We start from the raw sequence: 17,419 nt of genomic DNA on the forward strand, positions 1-17,419 counted from the left end.
CCTGACCGGACGGGCGGGGCGGCCAGCGGCTCGCGGGCGGCGGTGTCAGCGGCGCCGCAGCGGCTCGCAACCCTGCACGGTGAGCGTGCCGTCCCCGGCCGACAGGGTGATGATGATCCGCTCGTTCCGGTCGGCGGTCTTGGCCTGCGGCATCTTGTCGCCCTTCGGCTCGGTGGTGATGAGGCAGCCCTCGACGACGTCGTCCTTCGCGCCGGCGCTCTCGTACGTGCCCGCCGGGATGTCCCTGCCGACGGTGTAGTCCCCGTCGCCGTAGCTCTTCGCCGTGTCCTCGGCCGTCGGCTCGGGGCTGCGCTCGGTCGGCGTCGCCGACGTCTCGTCCGGGGCGGGCCCGCCGCTCTCCTCACCTCCCATGGCCACGAAGGTGATGACGACGACGAGGGCGATCACGGCGATCAGGCCGAGGCAGCCGAAGCCCAGGATCTTCCCCTTGCCGGACTTCTTGCGGCGGTGCGGATGGTGCGGGGGCTGGTCCGGCCGGTTCCACTGGGTCATGGCGTCCCTCCTGCGGGCGGCCGCCGGTGGCTGGAGGGGAGGGGCCGGCGTCGTTCCGCCCGGTATCAGGCTGCACCGCGGCGGGGGCCACCGCACCCGGAGACACCTCCGACCGGGCCAGTGCGTGCGCTCCCCGCGCCCGGCGGCCGGGCGGGGCGTTCACCGTTCCGGGCGTTCACCGTCCCTGGCCGTCCACCGCTCGTCGAGGACATCTGCGGCCGACCTGGCCGAAACCCGGGTGCGTGACGATGTTGTACGCCCGCATACTTGTGCGGAATGAGCCAGCAACGGGGAAGGCAGAGGCAGTTGAAGCTCGCAGAGGCGTTGGCCGAGCGCGCGGACGCAACGCGGCGGGTGGAGCAGTTGCGTACCCGCGCGGTGAGCAGCGCGCGGTACCAGGAGGGCGAGACCCCTCCGGAGGACTCCGCCCGGCTGCTGGCGGAGGCGAACGACGTCCTCGACACGCTCGAGTCGCTGATCCGCCGGATCAACAGGACCAACGCCACCGTGCTGATCGGTGAGGACGGCACCATCACCGACGCCCTGGCGCGCAGGGACGTGCTCCGGCTGCGGCACTCGGTGATCACAGCTGCCGCGGATGCCGCGGTCGGGCGGGATCAGCGGGGTATCGCCCGCCAGCTGCGATCCGAGCTGATCATGTTGTCCGCGCTCCCGGTAGCGGAGCTGCGCGCTCAAGCCGACGTGCTGGCAAGGGAGTTGCGCGAACTCGACATGCGCATCCAACGGGCGAACTGGGAGGCGGATCTCCTGGACTGAGGGCGAGGAACGACGCGGAGCAGGTAGTCGTACCGGAGGCGTGCACACACCGCGGCCGGCGGTTCATCCGGCCTCTCCTGGCGCGTGGAGAGCAGCGCGGGGGGTTCGATTCCCCCAGTCATATGGCAGCTCAGCAAGGCGCACAGGTGACCGTGCACGACGCACAACGCATCACCACGTGCAGATCCGGGACGGTGAGGGCGGGTACGGGGCTCTCCGCGCGGAAACTCCTCAGCACTCGATGACGTTCACGGCCAGCCCGCCCCGCGCCGTCTCCTTGTACTTGACCTTCATGTCGGCGCCGGTGGCCTTCATGGTCTTGATGGCCTTGTCGAGGGAGACATGGTGGCGGCCGTCCCCGCGCAGCGACATCCGGGCGGCGGTGACGGCCTTCACCGCCGCCATGCCGTTCCGCTCGATGCAGGGGATCTGGACGAGGCCGCCGATGGGGTCGCAGGTCAGCCCGAGGTTGTGCTCCATGCCGATTTCCGCTGCGTTCTCCACCTTCTCGGGACCGCCGCCCAGCACCTCGGCGAGGCCGCCCGCGGCCATCGAGCAGGCCGAGCCGACCTCGCCCTGGCAGCCGACCTCGGCGCCCGAGATCGACGCGTTCTCCTTGAACAGCAGTCCGATCGCGCCGGCGGCCAGCAGGAACCGCACGATGCCGTCCTCGTCGGCGCCGGGCACGAACTCGGTGTAGTAGTGCAGCACCGCCGGGATGATCCCGGCGGCGCCGTTCGTCGGCGCGGTGACGACCCGTCCGCCTGCCGCGTTCTCCTCGTTCACCGCCATCGCGTAGAGCGTCAGCCACTCCATCGCGTGCACTTCGCGGCTGCCCTCGGCGCGCAGCTGGCGGGCGGCCGTCGCGGCCCTGCGGCGCACCTTGAGCCCGCCGGGCAGGATGCCCTCGCGACTGAGGCCGCGCCGCACGCACTCCTGCATGACGCGCCAGATCTCCAGGAGGTCGGCCCGGATCTGCTCCTCCGTGCGCCACGCCTTCTCGTTCTCCAGCATCAGCCCGGAGATGGACAGGCCCGTCTCACGGGTCAGGCGGAGCAGTTCGTCGCCCGTGCGGAACGGATGGCGCAGCCCGGTGTCGTCGAGCTTGATGGGGCTGGCGGCGCCGTCCCCCTCGTCGAGGACGGACTCGTCGACGACGAAGCCGCCGCCCACCGAGTAGTAGGTCTTCTCCAGCAGCAGGCCGCCGGACGCGTCGTGGGCGAAGAGCTTCATCCCGTTGGCGTGGTACGGGAGCGACTTGCGCCTGTGCAGGAGGAGCTGGGACTGCTCGTCGAACGCGATCTCGTGGGCGTCCCCTATGTCCGCCGCCAGCAGCCGCAGCCGCTTCGAGGAGCGCACGGCCTCGACCCGCTCGTCGGCTGTCTCCACGTCGACGTCGCGCGGGGTCTCGCCCTCCAGCCCCAGCAGCACGGCCTTGGCGGTGCCGTGCCCGTGCCCCGTCGCACCGAGCGAACCGAACAGCTCCGCCCGCACCGACGCGGTGTGCGCCAGGACGCCCTCGTTCTTCAGTCGCCGGGCGAACATGCGGGCTGCGCGCATCGGTCCGACCGTGTGGGAGCTGGACGGGCCGATGCCGATGGAGAAGAGGTCGAAGACGGAGATCGCCATGGCGGCGGCCTCCTTTCCTTGCGTGCGGTTCGGTTCGGTGCGCTGGAGTGCGGCGGCGGGCCCCCGGCGGCAGTGGCCGGCGCCGCCTCCGGTGCCGACCCGGAGGGACGCCGCGGCGGTATGCCTGCGGCGTGCCCTCCGGTTGCGGCGCCGTGTCACGGCGCCGCCCCACGGCGTGAGGTCACCCGCTCCCGGCTACTTGCCCAGCCCGGGGTAGAGCGGGTGCTTGGCCGCGAGAGCGCTGACGCGTGCGCCCAGCGCCTTCCCCTTCTCCTCGTCGAAGGTCGGCAGCAGCGCCTCGGCGATGATGTCGGCGGCCTCCCGGAAATCCTCCTCCTGGAAGCCGCGGGTGGCCAGCGCGGGCGTGCCGATGCGCAGGCCGGAGGTGACCATGGGCGGCCGGGGATCGTTGGGCACCGCGTTCCGGTTGACCGTGATGCCGATCTCGTGGAGCCGGTCCTCCGCCTGCTGGCCGTCCAGTTCGCTGTTGCGCAGGTCGACCAGGACGAGGTGCACGTCGGTGCCGCCGGAGAGCACGGAGATTCCCGCGTCGACCGCGTCCTGCTTCAGGAGCCGTTCGGCGAGCAGCCGGGCGCCGTCCAGGGTGCGCTGCTGGCGCTCCTTGAACTCGTCACTCGACGCGACCTTGAAGGAGACGGCCTTCGCCGCGATGACGTGCTCCAGCGGACCGCCCTGCTGGCCCGGGAAGACCGCGCTGTTGATCTTCTTCGCGAACTCCTGCTTGGAGAGGATCGCGCCTCCGCGCGGGCCGCCGAGCGTCTTGTGCGTCGTGGTGGTGACGACGTCCGCGTACGGCACGGGCGAGGGGTGCAGCCCCGCGGCGACCAGGCCGGCGAAGTGCGCCATGTCGACCATCAGCAGCGCGCCGACCTCGTCCGCGACGCGGCGGAAGGCGGCGAAGTCGAGCTGGCGCGGGTACGCGGACCAGCCGGCGATGATCATCTGCGGGCGGTGCTCGCGGGCGAGCCGCTCGACCTCGTCCATGTCGACCCGGCCGCTCTCCTCGTCGACGCGGTAGGCGACGATGTTGTAGAGCTTGCCGGAGAAGTTGATCTTCATGCCGTGGGTGAGGTGCCCGCCGTGCGCCAGGTCGAGGCCCATGACCGTGTCGCCCGGCTTGAGCAGCGCGAACATCGCGGCGGCGTTGGCGGAGGCGCCGGAGTGCGGCTGCACGTTCGCGGCCTCGGCGCCGAAGAGCGTCTTGATGCGCTCACGGGCGATGTTCTCGATGGCGTCGACGTGTTCGCAGCCGCCGTAGTAGCGGCGGCCCGGATAGCCCTCGGCGTACTTGTTGGTGAGGACCGACCCCTGGGCCTCCAGGGCGGCGACCGGAGCGAAGTTCTCCGAGGCGATCATCTCGAGGGTGGACTGCTGGCGGTGGAGTTCGGCGTCGACCGCGGCGGCGACGTCCGGGTCCACCTCGTGGAGCGAGCTGTTCAGAAGCGACATGGAACCATCCCTAGTGGCGGGCCGGGCAGGCACTGTGGCGGGCAGTGGGCGGGGACTCGGGCGGATGGGGCGGGCGCGGCGCGCGGTCAGCTGCCGGAGGCGAAGGCGGTGTACTCCTCGGCGGAGAGCAGCCCTTCCGGCTCGTCCGAGAGCCGTACCTTGAACAGCCAGCCGCCCTCGAAGGGTGCGGAGTTGACGAGGGCCGGGTCGTCGACGACGTCCTGGTTGATCTCGGTGATCTCGCCGGAGACCGGTGCGTACAGATCGCTCACCGACTTCGTCGACTCCAGCTCACCGCAGGGTTCGCCCGCGGTGACGGACTCGCCCGCCTCCGGGAGCTGGACGAAGACGACGTCGCCGAGGGCGTCCGCGGCGTGCGCGGTGATGCCGACCGTCGAGACGCCGTCCTCGGCGGCCGACAGCCACTCGTGCTCCTTGCTGTAACGCAGCTGCTGGGGGTTGCTCATGGTGCGATTCTCCTGGATGTGAGGGGGACGAGGAAAACGGTCTTGGCCAGTGGGACGGGCGCCGCACGCCCGGACCTGCGGACCCGGGGCGGCCGGGCACGGAGGTGATCCTTCCCAGGCGGCGCCGCGGCCACGACACCCGGCACTGTGGGATCGGCGACCCCGGCCCGCCTGGGCTTCAGCGCTGCCGCTTGTAGAAGGGGAGCGCCACGACCTCGTACGGCTCGTGCTTGCCGCGGATGTCCACCGCGACGCCCTCCGTGCCGGGCTCGGCGTGTGCCGCGTCGACGTAGGCGATGGCGATCGGCTTGCCGAGAGTCGGCGAGGGAGCCCCGGAGGTCACCTCGCCGATGACCGAGCCGTCCGCGGCGGAGACCACGGTGTATCCGGCGCGCGGCACCCGGCGGCCTTCCGCGACGAGGCCGACAAGCTTCCGCGGGGGCGCCTGCTCGGCACGCGCGGCGGCGGCCTCCAGGGGCTCACGGCCCACGAAGGAGCCGTCGTTGGTGGTCTTCTCGAACTTCACGATGCGGCCGAGCCCCGCGTCGAACGGCGTTGTCGCCGTGGACAGTTCGTGCCCGTACAGCGGCATGCCGGCCTCCAGGCGGAGCGTGTCACGGCAGCTCAGCCCGCAGGGCACCAGCCCCACCGGGGCGCCCGCCTCGGTGAGCGCCTCCCAGACCGCGACGGCGTCGGCGGGCGATACGAACAGCTCGAAGCCGTCCTCACCGGTGTAGCCGGTACGGGCGATGAGCGCCTCGCGCCCGGCGACGGTGCCCGGCAGGCCCGCGTAGTACTTCAGGCCGTCCAGGTCGGCGTCGGTGAGCGCCTTGAGGATGCCGGCGGCCTCCGGGCCCTGCACGGCGATCAGCGCGTAGGCGTCCCGGTCGTCGCGGACCGTCGCGTCGAAGCCCGTGCTGCGCTCGTGCAACGCGTCCAGCACGACCTGGGAGTTGGCGGCGTTCGCCACGACCATGTACCGCTGCTCGCCCGTGCGGTAGACGATCAGGTCGTCGAGGATGCCGCCCTGACCGTCGCAGATCATCGTGTAGCGGGCGCGGCCCGCCTTCAGCGCCGAGAGGTTGCCCACCAGGGCGTAGTCCAGCAGCTCGCCCGCCTGCGCGCCCTCGACGGCGATCTCGCCCATGTGGGAGAGGTCGAACAGCCCCGCGCGGGTGCGCACGGCGACGTGCTCGTCGCGCTCGCTGCCGTACCGCAGCGGCATGTCCCAGCCCGCGAAGTCGGTCATCGTCGCGCCGAGCGCACGGTGAGTGGCGTCCAGGGCGGTGGTGCGGGGGCGGCCGCCCGCGGCGGTCTCGCTGGTGTCGCTCATGTCAGGCTCCCGTGACTCGGTGACGCGGATGTCCTCCCCATCTGTCATCGGAACCTGAGAGGTTCGCCACGAGCCCTGAGAAGGGGTGGCTTGCACCTTGGGTGGAGCCGCACGGCGGCGGCCCGCTTTTCAGATCTGCCTCGTCCTGCGCGGTATCGGTGCCTGAGAGATTCAAGGGAGGACTTGCTCCTTCGGCGCCCCGGCGGGCCCGCGCGCTGCGCGCGGCCGGGAACTCTCCCGCGTGGATTCAAACGGCCGGTATGCAGTTGGCCCGCACATCATGGCACGGCACGGAAGACGCGTCGACGGTGCGGACAGCGGGCAGAACAGCGGGGGAGCGGGCAGGGTCCGGCCGCGCACGGCCAACGGCCGCCCGCAGGGGGGTAATCGCCGCCTTGATGCGCATTACCGTTTCTTGACACTCTCGGAGCGAGCCGCTGTACGGCGGCGTTATTCGGGGAGGGCGATCAGGTGGGCAGCCTGCGCAGTACGTACGCGACGGTGACGGGCTGGGGATACTCCCAAGCCGGCTCCCGGCAGGGGCGGGCCGCCTCCGCCACGAAAGCGTCCACGCCGGTCGTCCGGCACGATCTGCGCGGCACTTCGTCGAGACGGACGCTGCGCTTCCCCACCGGCGACAGGGTGGTGGTCTCCGGACTCCCCGGGAGCGGGAAGTCGACGCTGATCCGCCGCGTCGTGGCCGTGGCGGACACGGTCCGCCGCATCGACTCCCAGGACGCACGGGAGCGCTGGTCGGCCCTGCTGCCCCGCTGGCTCCCCTACGCCGTCTACCGGCCGCTGGTCCGGCTCACGCACTACGCGGGGCTGCGCGCCGCGCTGGCCTCGGGCGCGAGCGTCATCGTGCACGACTGCGGAAGCCAGAGCTGGGTGCGCAACTGGCTGGGGAGGGACTCGCGCAGGCGCGGGCGGGCGATGCACCTCGTCCTTCTCGACGTACCGCCGTCGGCCGCCCTGGCCGGTCAGGAGCAGCGGGGGCGGCGCGTCTCCGACTACGCCTTCCTCCGGCACCGCAGGGCCGTGCGGCAACTCCTCGCCGACGCCGAGACCGGGCGCCTGCCGCGCGGATGCGCGTCCGTGGTGCTGCTGGACCGGGAAGCCGCCGCGGCGCTGCGCGGAGTGGCCTTCGACCAGCACGCCGAGCGGCAGGGGTGCGGCCCCGTCAAGCAATGAGCCGGGGCCGGGACTCGTGAACGATGCGCCCGGCCGCCCCGCCGTCCGCCGGGAACGACGGGGCGGCCGGGCGCATCCTCCTCAGCCCAGCAGCGAGGAGAGCAGCCTCCCCGTCCACTGCCGCACGCCGTCCCCGCCGTCCGGGCGGTCCCGCTCCGCGTCCTCGTACGCGCCGGCCCGTCCGCCGGGAGCCGTGGCGAGCAGCCGCACCGTCTCCCGTGCCAGGCGGCGGGCCTCCGCGCGGCTGCGCCGCGTGTCACCGTCCCGCGAGCTGTCCAGCAGCGCCTCGGCGCGCCCCTCCAGCGCGTCGAGGGCCGCGTACTCGCGGTCCCCGCTCCGGTCGCGCAGCTCCGACAGCTCTTCCCGGATGTCCTGCCCGTGCTCGTCGGCGTCCTCCTGGGAGAGCCGTCCGTCCGGCGTCTCCTGGACGTCCTCCAGCAGATCGCCGACCTCGTCGGACAGGTCGTCGTACCGCTCCAGACGGTCGGGGGTGAGGGCCTGACGGTCGATCAGCGTCGTCGTCACCGCCGACCTCGGCGCGGAACCGTCCCGGGCGTCCTTCTCGCTGACGATCCCGAGGTCCTTCAGCGCCGCGGTGTTGAGCGCCTCCAGCCGGTGGAGCAGTGCCTTCGACGCCGCTTCGCGGGCCTTCGCGCTGCCCGGGCGGTCGCCGGACAGCCGCTCCACGGAGGTCTGGAAGCCGTCCGCGGCGCGGGCGGTGAGGAGGGCCTTCTTCCCGTCGCGCTTCCTCCCCTCACCGGTCGCCGGCAGGGTCCGCGCGGTACGGAACTCAGCCACGTACTCCCGGACGTCCCGCAGCTGCGAGTCGAGCTGCCGCCGCTGCTCCGGCGTCATCTCCCTGGTGTTGTTCTGGACCTCGACCGACGAGTTCGCCAGCCCGGACAGCCGGCCGAGGCCGCCCAGCGCGCGGAGGCGCAGTACGTGGACGTGGTCCGCGTCGTGCTGCGCGGAGGCGTGTGCCCGGCTTCCGGCGGCGGTCGGGGCGTGGGGGGCGGCGGCGGCCGGGCCGGCGAGGCCGGCGGCCAGGGATCCCGTGAGCGCGAGGGTGAGTGCGGCGTACGCCGCGTTGGTGGCGCGCATTGTGCAGTTCCTCCGAAGGCGGTGCAAGGCGATGGGACTGTGCCCACGATTCGCAGGCCCGTCGCACTGCGCAACCGGAGGGTGGCCATACGTGAACGCGGGCCGTCGTACGGCGGGCCCGTCCACGTACGGCCACCCTCCGCGCCGGGTCCCCGGAGACGTGCGCCGCCCCGTCCGCCCGCCTCCCGTCACCTACAACAGCTCCCTGTGACCGAGCTGTTCGAAAGCTCCTCTAGGGTTGCCGCCATGACCATTCCGCAGCAGTACGGACCGGGCCACGGCGGAGGCTGGCCCGGCAACGAGCTGGAGGAAACCCTCGCGGCCTCCCTCGACGTGCCCAACGCGGGCGCCCGGCTGCTGGAAGTGCTCGCCCGCAGCAGCGTCTGGGTGCCCCTGCCGGAGGGCGGCGGCCCCGCGAGCGCCGCGCTGGACCTGCCGACCGTCGAGCTGGACGGGGCGCCCTATGTCCCCGTCTTCAGCTCCGAGCAGCAGTTCCTGCACGTGGTCGGGAACCACATGTCCTTCACGGTCGCTCCCGCCCGGGAGTTCGCCCGCGGGCTGCCGCCCCAGGTGGGCATCGCCGTGAACCCCGAGGGCACCGTGGGGATGCCGCTGCCGCCCGAGGCGGTCGCCGAGCTGTGCGCCAACACCCCCGGCGAGCAGGCGTCCTGGGGCGTGGCCAGGGGAGCGCGGGTGCGGCTCTACGAGCCGGACTGGCAGGAGGAGCCGGTGGACTTCCTCGGCGCCGCCGCGGGCGAGTTCTCGACGCTGCCCGCCGTGCGGACCGCCCGGCGCGCTCTGGCCAGCATCGAGGGCGAGGCCCCGGCGCTGTTCGTCGGCATCGAACTCGACGACCTCGATCCCGGGGTCCGCCAGGCCGCGCACGACGCCCTGGGCCGCGCGCTGGGCCGCGTCCCCGTGGAATGGCTCGTGCAGCTCGTACTGCTGGACGCGGCGCAGGACCCGGTCGTGGAGTGGATGCGCCAGTGCGTGCGCCCCTTCTACACGCGGGCCTGAGGCCGTGTGCGCCGACCGCGAGCGGCCTTCTCGTACCTGCTTCTCGCACCTGAGGTCTAGCGCTGCGGGACGAGGCGTGATGTCGGTCCCTGCTCGTAAGCTGGTTTGATGACGGGGACAACGGGGAGGGCCGCGTGGGCGGGCCCGGAGCAGATCATCGAGCAGGACCGCTTCCCGGCGGGCCGTGCGAGCGCGGCGAGCGGGCGGGGCGGCAGCGGAGAAAGGGCGGCCAGGTGAGCGCGGGTGCGGGCCTCGAGCAGCTGCTGGGGCAGGTGACGCCGGGGAGGTACGAGACTTACGAGTCGCTGCTCGATGCGCTCGCCGACAGCCAGGTGTGGATGCTGCTCTGGAACGGACAGCCGGGTTCGCCCGACGCCCAGTACGGGAACATGGAGGTCGGCGGGTACGGCTACGCACCCTGCGTGACCTCGCAGCAGGAGCTGGCGGCGTCCGGCTGGGACCGCGCGCACGAAGTGGTGACCGGCCGCGAGATCGCCGCGGCCCTCTTCCCCGAGCGGTGGGGGATCTGGCTGAACCCGCACGCGCCGGGAGGCGGTGTCGGCGTCCCGTGGCTCGACCTGCGCCGCGTCGCCCTGGGCCTCGGCCAGCTTCCCGCCGGCCCGCTCCGCATCACCGAACCGAACCTGGACGTCGCCCAGTTCTACGCGCTGCTCAGCCAGAACGCGCACCGCACGCCGGCCGTGCGCTCGCTGCGCCGCTGCTGGGTCCAGCCCGCGCTCGGCGCCGCCTATCTGGCGATCGGCCTGGATCTCTACGACACGGGCCGTCATGCCGTGGAGTCGGCGCAGCAGATGATGCGTGAGTCGGTGGCCGCCGTTCCCGAGGGGCTGCCCGTCTCGAGCGTCGCGATGTCGGACGACTTCGATCCTGTGGCGATGTGGCTCCGCCGCAACTCCCGGCCCTTCTTCGACCGGGACGTGCCCGCGGCCCACGCGGCCCAGCAGGCCGGCCCCGGCCAGGGATACGGCTACCCGCGCCCGTACTGACCCGCGCGCCCGCACGGGCACCCGCACCGGCACCCCGGGTGCGCTGCCGCCCGGTGCGCTGCCGCACCCGGGGCACGTGCCGGTGCCCGCGCGCGTACTGAAGCGCGCGGCGGGATCCCTGGGCGCGCCGCCACTCGGAGCGCCGCACCGGCGGTGCCCGTTTCGTGCGCGTCGTGTGCATCCGCTCCGGCCGCGCGAGCCCTCCGGGTGTGCCCGCAAAGGGGGCCTCCGTCCGGTCCTCCGGGGCCCAACGAGGGCCGTCCCGGGAGCGGTTCGGAGGCGGCCGCGGCGGCGGTCAACTGCCCTGCCCCGTGGGGCTCGTGAGGCGCCGCGCGGGCCGGCGGGCCGACGCGCGTAGAGGTCCGGGGTCCGTGAGAAGCCGCAGGTGGGAGGTGTTGTGCGCCGGCCGTTCCGGCTCCGATAGTCGCCAGCTTCCGTTCGTATAACGGAACCTGACGCGTCACATCACAGTTAGGCATCCTTTCCCCAGGGGGACTGGCGGGTGATCGCGGGGCCGATGAAGACTCCCGACCGTTGAGGCCGATGGCCTTCTGTAGGCACTGCTTGCGAACTGGCCGCTACAGCGGCGGGCGTGGCCGGTCACCGCCGGCCGAGAGAGGGTCCCCCACGATGACGGCACCACTGCACGACACGTCCGCGGAAACCGCGCCCGTCGATCCTGCGCTCGGTGGCGATTCCACCGGCGAGGCGATCGAAGGCCGGTCTCTCGGACGGATCGCGTGGAACCGTTTGAAGCGCGACAAACTGGCCCTCACCGGCGGCGTCGTCGTCCTGCTGCTGATCGCGGTGGCGGTCTTCGCGCCGTTGATCGTGAGCCTGCTGGGCCACCCGCCGGACCAGCACCACGAGGACAAGATCGACCCGCTCTTCCAGACGCCCATCGGTGCGCTGGGCGGAATGAGCGGCGAGCACCTGCTGGGCATCGAGCCGGGCACCGGCCGGGACATCTTCAGCCGCATCGTCTACGGCGCCCGCGTCTCGCTGCTGGTCGGCTTCCTCTCCGCCATGGTCGCGGTCGTCTTCGGCACCGTACTGGGCGCTCTCGCGGGCTACTTCGGAGGCTGGCTCGACGCCGCGATCAGCCGCGTGATGGACATGCTGCTGGCCTTCCCGCAGCTGCTCTTCATCATCTCGCTGATCTCCGTGGTGCCCAGCCAGATGTTCGGGCTGACGGGCACGGGCGTGCGGCTGACCGTGATGATCCTCGTGATCGGATTCTTCGGCTGGCCGTACATCGGGCGCATCGTCCGCGGCCAGACGCTCTCCCTGCGCGAGCGGGAGTACGTGGAGGCGGCGCGGAGCCTGGGCGCCGGGCGGCGCTACATCCTCTTCAAGGAGCTGCTGCCCAACCTGATCGCGCCGATCACCGTGTACACGACGCTGATGATCCCCACCAACATCCTCACCGAGGCGGCGCTCAGCTTCCTCGGTGTGGGAGTCAAGCCGCCGACCGCTTCGTGGGGGCAGATGCTCTCCCAGGCCGTGCGCTACTACGAGGCGGACCCGATGTTCATGGTGGTGCCGGGTGTGGCCATCTTCATCACCGTTCTCTCCTTCAACCTCTTCGGCGACGGCGTGCGCGACGCGCTCGATCCCAAGGGGACACGTTGACCCCCCACCCACAGGGCCGGCAGGTCCTGACCCCCGGGGCCTGCGCAGCCGTGCGGGCCGTGACCTACACGGAGGATTCGAGATCGTGACAACCCAACGCACATCGAGGCGCAGAATCGCCGCGTCGGCCGTCGCGGTCGCGGCGCTGCTGTCCACCGCCGCCTGCGGAGGCGGAAGCGACAGCGACAGTGAGGGCAAGGCCCCCGGCTACAACGCGGCCAACGGCAAGCTGGCCAACGCGTCGGACAAGAAGGGCGGCACGCTCAAGTTCATCGGTACCCAGGACGCCGACTCCTGGGACACCACGCGCGGCTACTACGGCTTCGCCTGGGACTTCATGCGCTACTACAGCCGCACCCTCATCACGAGCAAGCCGGCGCCGGGCAAGGAGTCCTCGGAACTCGTCCCGGACCTCGCCAAGTCGAAGGCGAAGATCTCCGACGACGGCAAGACGTACGAGTACGAACTGCGCGACGGCATCACCTGGGAGGACGGCAAGCCCGTCACCTCCAAGGACATCAAGTACGGCATCGAGCGGCAGTGGGCGCAGGACGTGCTGTCCGGCGGTCCCATCTACATCAAGGACACGCTCGACCCGGACGGCAAGTACAAGGGTCCCTACAAGGACGAGGGCGGCTTCGACGCCATCGAGACGCCGACCGACAAGAAGATCGTCTTCAAGCTGCCGAAGCGCAACGGTGACTTCGAGCAGATGCTCGCGATGCCGTCGGCCTCGCCGGTGCGCAAGGACAAGGACACCAAGTCCAAGTACGGCCTGAAGCCCTTCTCCAACGGCCCGTACAAGTTCGAGTCGTACACGCCGAACAAGAAGCTGACGCTGGTCCGCAACCCGGAGTGGAAGAAGTCCTCGGACAACATCCGCAAGGCGCTTCCGGACAAGATCACGCTCACGCTGCTGACGAACGCCGACGAGATGGACAAGCGTCTCATCAACGGCGACTACGACCTGGACATCAACGCCACCGGCATGGAGGCGGCAGGCCGTCAGACAGCCCTGAAGGAGCACAAGGGCAACATCGACAACCCGAGCACGGGCTACATCCGTTACGCGGTCTTCCCGCAGACGGTGAAGCCGTTCGACAACATCCACTGCCGCAAGGCGATGATCTACGGTTCGGACCACAAGTCGATCCAGAACGCCCGCGGCGGCCCGCTCGCCGGCGGTGACATCGGCACGAACATGCTGCCCGCGCTGGTGCCCGGTTCGGACCTGAAGTACGACCCGTACGGCATCGCCAAGAACGAGGGCAAGGCGGACATCGCCAAGGCCAAGGCCGAGCTGAAGAAGTGCGGCAAGCCGAACGGCTTCAAGACGACCATCGCCGTGCGCAACAACAAGCAGGTCGAGGTCGCCTCCGCCGAGGCCATGCAGGCGTCGCTCAAGAAGATCGGCATCACCGCCGAGGTCGACGAGTACGACGGCGCGCAGACGACGGGCATCATCGGCAACCCCGACGTCGTCAAGAAGAAGAACTACGGGATCATCATCATGGGTTGGGGCCCGGACTTCCCGTCCGGCCAGGGTTACGGCATGCCGCTGTGGCACAGCAAGTACATCCTGGACAACGGCAACAACAACTACGCCATGATCGACGACCCGAAGATCGACAAGATGTTCGCCGACGCGATCGCGGAGCTCGACAAGGACAAGGCCGCGGAGAAGTACGCCGCGATCAACGCCGAGGTCATGAAGGGCGCTTACTACCTGCCCTTCACGTTCGAGAAGAACATCATCTGGCGCTCCAGCCGCCTGACGAACATCTCCACGACCGACGCGTTCAGTGGCAGGTACGACTACGCCACGCTGGGTGTCAAGTGACCGTCCGACCGCTCCGCCGGCGCACCCGCCGCTAGGCACGAAGGGCAGGTGAGGGCCTCAGCGTTGGCCCGGCGAACTCCCCGGTGATTCCGGGGAGTTCGCCGGCCGCCGCCGGGCCGGAAGCAGTGCTCACATATCTCATCAGGCGGCTTTTCGCCGTCGTAGTGATGCTCGTCGTCGTCATGCTGGCGGTCTTCGGCATCTTCTTCCTGATCCCGGAGTGGACCGGGGTCGACCCCGCCACGATGTTCGCCGGCAAGCAGTCCGACGCGGCCGCGCTGGAGGGCATCCGGCAGAAGCTGGGCCTGGACGACCCGATCCTCGTTCAGCTCTTCGACTTCTTCCGGGGCATCGTCGCCGGGCGCGACTACGTCAGCGCCGGGGACACGCTCCACTGTTCCGCGCCGTGCTTCGGCTACTCCTTCAAGACCGAGCAGGCGATCTGGCCGGTCCTGGCCGACCGCCTCCCGGTCACGCTGCAGCTGGCCGCCGGTGCCGCCGTCATCTGGCTGGTCATCGGACTGGTCGCGGGCGTCGTCTCCGCGCTGCGCCGCGGCAGCGTCTGGGACCGCGTGACCATGAGCCTCGCGCTGGGCGGCGTCTCGCTGCCGATCTACTTCACCGGTCTCGTCTCGCTGGCGATCTTCTCCTACGGGCTGGGCCTGGTCAGCAACGAGTACACGCCGATGGCGGAGAGCTTCCCCGACTGGTTCAGCGGGATGATCCTTCCCTGGCTGACCCTCGCCTTCCTCTTCGGCGCCATGTACGCCCGGCTCACCCGCGCCACGATGCTGGAGGTGATGGGCGAGGACTACATCCGCACCGCCCGCGCCAAGGGCGTGCGGGAGCCGGTCGTCATCCGCAAGCACGCCATGCGCTCCACCATGACCCCCGTCATCACCCTTCTCGGTGTCGACCTGGGGGCGCTGATGGGCGGCGCGATCCTGACCGAGACGACGTTCAGCCTGCCCGGCCTGGGCCAGGCCGTGCTGAAGGCGATCAGTGAGAAGGACCTGCCGCTGATCCTCGGCGTCACGCTGATCACCGCGTCCGCCGTCGTCATCGCGAACCTCATCGTGGACCTGCTGTACGGCGTGATCGACCCCCGAGTGAGGCTCGCATGACGGAAACGCACAAGAGCGGCACGGCGGCGGTCGGTGAGCCCGTGGCGGACGCCCGTCCTCCCCGCGCCTTCCTGGAAGTACGCGACCTGAAGGTCCACTTCCCCACCGAGGACGGGCTGGTGAAGTCCGTCGACGGCCTCTCCTTCCAGCTGGAGAAGGGCAAGACGCTCGGCATCGTCGGCGAGTCCGGCTCCGGCAAGTCGGTGACGTCGCTCGGCATCATGGGCCTGCACACCGTCGGCCAGTACGGGCGGAGGAAGGCACAGCTGTCCGGCGAGATCTGGCTCGACGGCCAGGAGCTGCTGAGCAGCGACCCGGACCACGTGCGCAAGCTGCGCGGCCGCGAGATGGCGATGATCTTCCAGGACCCGCTCTCGGCGCTGCACCCGTACTTCACCATCGGCCATCAGATCGTCGAGGCCTACCGGGTCCACCACGACGTGGACAGGAAGACGGCCAAGAAGCGCGCCGTCGAGCTGCTGGACCGGGTCGGCATCCCGCAGCCCGACCAGCGCGTCAACAGCTACCCGCACGAATTCTCCGGCGGCATGCGGCAGCGGGCGATGATCGCCATGTCGCTGGTCAACAACCCGGAACTGCTCATCGCGGACGAGCCGACGACGGCGCTCGACGTCACCGTGCAGGCGCAGATCCTGGACCTGATCCGCGATCTGCAGAAGGAGTTCGGCTCCGCGGTCATCATCATCACCCACGACCTCGGGGTCGTCGCCGAGCTCGCCGACGACATCCTGGTGATGTACGGCGGCCGGTGCGTGGAGTACGGGACGGCCGAGCAGGTCTTCTACGAGCCCCAGCACCCGTACACCTGGGGTCTGCTGGGCTCGATGCCGCGCATCGACCGCGAGCAGACCGAGCGCCTCATCCCGGTGAAGGGCTCCCCGCCCAGCCTGATCAACGTCCCCGACGGCTGCGCCTTCAACCCGCGCTGCCCGTACGCGGACGTGCCCAAGGGCAATGTCACCCGTACCCGACGCCCCGAACTGCGCGACGTGGGCGGCGGCCACCGGTCCGCGTGCCACATGGACAAGGCGGACCGGGAGCGGATCTGGAACGAAGAGATCGCGCCGAAGCTGTGAGTGAGGACGAGCAGATGACGATCCCATCCCAGCAGGCGCCGGACGCGGTGATGACGAAGGCCGACCCCGAGCCCGGTGAGGCGCTGCTGCGGGTCTCCGGCCTGAAGAAGCACTTCCCCATCACCAAGGGCCTGCTCAAGCGCCAGGTCGGCGCGGTGAAGGCCGTCGACGGCATCGACTTCGACGTGCGGGCGGGGGAGACCCTGGGCGTCGTCGGCGAGTCCGGCTGCGGCAAGTCGACGATGGGCCGCCTCATCACGCGGCTGCTGGAGCCCAGCGCCGGAAAGATCGAGTTCGAGGGACGGGACATCACGCATCTGGGCGTGGCGGCGATGCGCCCGATGCGGCGCGACGTCCAGATGATCTTCCAGGACCCGTACTCGTCGCTGAACCCCCGGCACACCGTCGGCGCCATCGTCAGCGCCCCGTTCAAGCTGCAGGGCGTCGAGCCCGAGGGCGGCGTGCGGAAGGAGGTCCAGCGGCTGCTGGACCTGGTCGGGCTCAACCCCGAGCACTACAACCGCTATCCGCACGAGTTCTCCGGCGGGCAGCGGCAGCGCATCGGCATCGCCAGGGCGCTGGCGCTCAACCCCAAGCTGGTCGTCGCGGACGAGCCGGTCTCCGCGCTCGACGTCTCGATCCAGGCGCAGGTCATCAACCTCCTCGACGACCTGCAGGACGAGCTGGGCCTGACATACGTGATCATCGCCCACGACCTGTCGGTCATCCGGCACGTCTCGGACCGCATCGCCGTGATGTACCTGGGCAAGATCGTGGAGCTGACCGACCGGCAGTCGCTCTACTCGTCCCCGATGCACCCGTACACCCGGGCGCTGCTCTCCGCCGTCCCCGTGCCCGACCCGGGCCGCAGGGCGCAGGGCGGACGCGAGCGGATCCTGCTGCAGGGCGACGTGCCCTCGCCGATCAAGCCGCCGAGCGGCTGCCGCTTCCACACGCGGTGCTGGAAGGCGACGCAGATCTGCAAGACGCAGGAGCCCCCGCTCGTGGCCCTCGCCCCCGGTCACGAGGCGGCCTGCCACCACCCGGAGAACGCCCCGGACCAGCACCCGGAGGACTCCGAGCCGGTCGGAGCCTGAGCGCGGCCGGGAGTACGTCCCGGCCGGGCGGGGTTGAGAGACGCCGGAAGGGCGGCTGCCGTGCGGCAGCCGCCCTTCCGTCTGTCCTCGCGTCCGTCACCGCTCGCGCGGTGCCGCTCGTGGC

The 17,419-nt window shown here is 70.9% G+C and carries 16 protein-coding genes and 1 riboswitch; of the genes, 10 read left to right on the forward strand and 6 right to left on the reverse strand.

Features of this window, described 5'->3' with window-relative positions; translation table 11 throughout:
- Positions 1 to 45 precede the first annotated feature (45 nt).
- Positions 46 to 513 carry a hypothetical protein gene (locus H181DRAFT_RS14550; protein ID WP_045864877.1) on the reverse strand — a complete coding sequence of 156 codons (468 nt, stop codon included), beginning with the start codon at positions 511 to 513 and terminating at the stop codon, positions 46 to 48.
- Between the two features lie 306 nt (positions 514 to 819).
- Here H181DRAFT_RS14550 and H181DRAFT_RS14555 point away from each other — a divergent pair, with 306 nt between their 5' ends.
- Positions 820 to 1,290: a DIP1984 family protein gene (locus H181DRAFT_RS14555; protein ID WP_045865104.1), complete on the forward strand. Its 471-nt coding sequence runs from the start codon at positions 820 to 822 to the stop codon at positions 1,288 to 1,290.
- A gap of 231 nt (positions 1,291 to 1,521) precedes the next feature.
- Here H181DRAFT_RS14555 and H181DRAFT_RS14560 read toward each other — a convergent pair whose 3' ends face one another.
- The 4 genes from H181DRAFT_RS14560 to gcvT all read right to left on the reverse strand — a co-directional run bounded on the left by H181DRAFT_RS14560 (position 1,522) and on the right by gcvT (position 6,189).
- Positions 1,522 to 2,919, reverse strand: coding sequence for an L-serine ammonia-lyase (locus H181DRAFT_RS14560; RefSeq protein WP_045864878.1), 1,398 nt, complete (start codon positions 2,917 to 2,919; stop codon positions 1,522 to 1,524).
- 195 nt (positions 2,920 to 3,114) lie between these two features.
- Positions 3,115 to 4,389 (reverse strand): serine hydroxymethyltransferase, encoded by a 1,275-nt coding sequence (gene glyA, locus H181DRAFT_RS14565; protein WP_045864879.1) that lies wholly within the window; start codon positions 4,387 to 4,389, stop codon positions 3,115 to 3,117.
- A gap of 86 nt (positions 4,390 to 4,475) precedes the next feature.
- Positions 4,476 to 4,856, reverse strand: coding sequence for a glycine cleavage system protein GcvH (gene gcvH / locus H181DRAFT_RS14570; protein ID WP_045864880.1), 381 nt, complete (start codon positions 4,854 to 4,856; stop codon positions 4,476 to 4,478).
- Between the two features lie 178 nt (positions 4,857 to 5,034).
- On the reverse strand, positions 5,035 to 6,189 hold the full coding sequence (gene gcvT / locus H181DRAFT_RS14575; protein ID WP_045864881.1) for a glycine cleavage system aminomethyltransferase GcvT: 1,155 nt from the start codon (positions 6,187 to 6,189) through the stop codon (positions 5,035 to 5,037).
- Positions 6,190 to 6,329: 140 nt separating this feature from the next.
- Positions 6,330 to 6,439, reverse strand: a riboswitch (glycine riboswitch).
- 221 nt (positions 6,440 to 6,660) lie between these two features.
- Between gcvT and H181DRAFT_RS14580 the strand changes: the two genes are divergently transcribed.
- Positions 6,661 to 7,380, forward strand: a complete 720-nt coding sequence (locus H181DRAFT_RS14580) for an AAA family ATPase (protein ID WP_254666844.1) — start codon at positions 6,661 to 6,663, stop codon at positions 7,378 to 7,380.
- 81 nt (positions 7,381 to 7,461) lie between these two features.
- Here H181DRAFT_RS14580 and H181DRAFT_RS14585 read toward each other — a convergent pair whose 3' ends face one another.
- Entirely contained in the window at positions 7,462 to 8,481 is a 1,020-nt protein-coding gene (locus H181DRAFT_RS14585; protein WP_045864882.1) for a hypothetical protein, read from the reverse strand.
- 246 nt (positions 8,482 to 8,727) lie between these two features.
- On the opposite strand from H181DRAFT_RS14585, the gene H181DRAFT_RS14590 reads away from it, so the two are divergent.
- From H181DRAFT_RS14590 to H181DRAFT_RS14620, 8 genes are all read left to right on the forward strand, one after another.
- Positions 8,728 to 9,498 carry an enhanced serine sensitivity protein SseB gene (locus H181DRAFT_RS14590; protein WP_045864883.1) on the forward strand — a complete coding sequence of 257 codons (771 nt, stop codon included), beginning with the start codon at positions 8,728 to 8,730 and terminating at the stop codon, positions 9,496 to 9,498.
- A gap of 108 nt (positions 9,499 to 9,606) precedes the next feature.
- Positions 9,607 to 9,735 carry a hypothetical protein gene (locus H181DRAFT_RS30165; protein ID WP_302622641.1) on the forward strand — a complete coding sequence of 43 codons (129 nt, stop codon included), beginning with the start codon at positions 9,607 to 9,609 and terminating at the stop codon, positions 9,733 to 9,735.
- Complete coding sequence (locus H181DRAFT_RS14595) at positions 9,732 to 10,505, forward strand: enhanced serine sensitivity protein SseB C-terminal domain-containing protein (RefSeq protein WP_045864884.1); 774 nt, start codon at positions 9,732 to 9,734, stop codon at positions 10,503 to 10,505. Before H181DRAFT_RS30165 ends, H181DRAFT_RS14595 begins: the two co-directional genes overlap by 4 nt.
- Positions 10,506 to 11,135: 630 nt before the next feature.
- Positions 11,136 to 12,137, forward strand: coding sequence for an ABC transporter permease (locus tag H181DRAFT_RS14600; RefSeq protein ID WP_045864885.1), 1,002 nt, complete (start codon positions 11,136 to 11,138; stop codon positions 12,135 to 12,137).
- A gap of 85 nt (positions 12,138 to 12,222) precedes the next feature.
- Entirely contained in the window at positions 12,223 to 13,977 is a 1,755-nt protein-coding gene (locus H181DRAFT_RS14605; protein WP_045864886.1) for an ABC transporter substrate-binding protein, read from the forward strand.
- 125 nt (positions 13,978 to 14,102) lie between these two features.
- Positions 14,103 to 15,101, forward strand: a complete 999-nt coding sequence (locus H181DRAFT_RS14610; protein WP_045864887.1) for an ABC transporter permease — start codon at positions 14,103 to 14,105, stop codon at positions 15,099 to 15,101.
- Entirely contained in the window at positions 15,098 to 16,198 is a 1,101-nt protein-coding gene (locus H181DRAFT_RS14615; RefSeq protein WP_045864888.1) for an ABC transporter ATP-binding protein, read from the forward strand. Before H181DRAFT_RS14610 ends, H181DRAFT_RS14615 begins: the two co-directional genes overlap by 4 nt.
- A gap of 50 nt (positions 16,199 to 16,248) precedes the next feature.
- Complete coding sequence (locus tag H181DRAFT_RS14620; RefSeq protein WP_158715446.1) at positions 16,249 to 17,295, forward strand: ABC transporter ATP-binding protein; 1,047 nt, start codon at positions 16,249 to 16,251, stop codon at positions 17,293 to 17,295.
- The last annotated feature ends 124 nt before the right edge of the window (positions 17,296 to 17,419 follow it).

This window comes from Streptomyces sp. WMMB 714, from assembly GCF_900090125.1.
Lineage (GTDB): Bacteria > Actinomycetota > Actinomycetes > Streptomycetales > Streptomycetaceae > Streptomyces > Streptomyces daqingensis.

Excerpts from the sequence above, each read along its gene's own strand:
- H181DRAFT_RS14600 (WP_045864885.1), top strand. The coding sequence starts at position 11,136 with ATGACGGCACCACTGCACGACACGTCCGCGGAAACCGCGCCCGTCGAT.
- gcvH (WP_045864880.1), bottom strand. The coding sequence starts at position 4,856 with ATGAGCAACCCCCAGCAGCTGCGTTACAGCAAGGAGCACGAGTGGCTG.
- H181DRAFT_RS30165 (WP_302622641.1), top strand. The coding sequence starts at position 9,607 with ATGACGGGGACAACGGGGAGGGCCGCGTGGGCGGGCCCGGAGCAGATC.
- H181DRAFT_RS14620 (WP_158715446.1), top strand. The coding sequence starts at position 16,249 with ATGACGAAGGCCGACCCCGAGCCCGGTGAGGCGCTGCTGCGGGTCTCC.
- H181DRAFT_RS14590 (WP_045864883.1), top strand. The coding sequence starts at position 8,728 with ATGACCATTCCGCAGCAGTACGGACCGGGCCACGGCGGAGGCTGGCCC.
- H181DRAFT_RS14585 (WP_045864882.1), bottom strand. The coding sequence starts at position 8,481 with ATGCGCGCCACCAACGCGGCGTACGCCGCACTCACCCTCGCGCTCACG.
- glyA (WP_045864879.1), bottom strand. The coding sequence starts at position 4,389 with ATGTCGCTTCTGAACAGCTCGCTCCACGAGGTGGACCCGGACGTCGCC.
- H181DRAFT_RS14550 (WP_045864877.1), bottom strand. The coding sequence starts at position 513 with ATGACCCAGTGGAACCGGCCGGACCAGCCCCCGCACCATCCGCACCGC.
- gcvT (WP_045864881.1), bottom strand. The coding sequence starts at position 6,189 with ATGAGCGACACCAGCGAGACCGCCGCGGGCGGCCGCCCCCGCACCACC.
- H181DRAFT_RS14560 (WP_045864878.1), bottom strand. The coding sequence starts at position 2,919 with ATGGCGATCTCCGTCTTCGACCTCTTCTCCATCGGCATCGGCCCGTCC.
- H181DRAFT_RS14615 (WP_045864888.1), top strand. The coding sequence starts at position 15,098 with ATGACGGAAACGCACAAGAGCGGCACGGCGGCGGTCGGTGAGCCCGTG.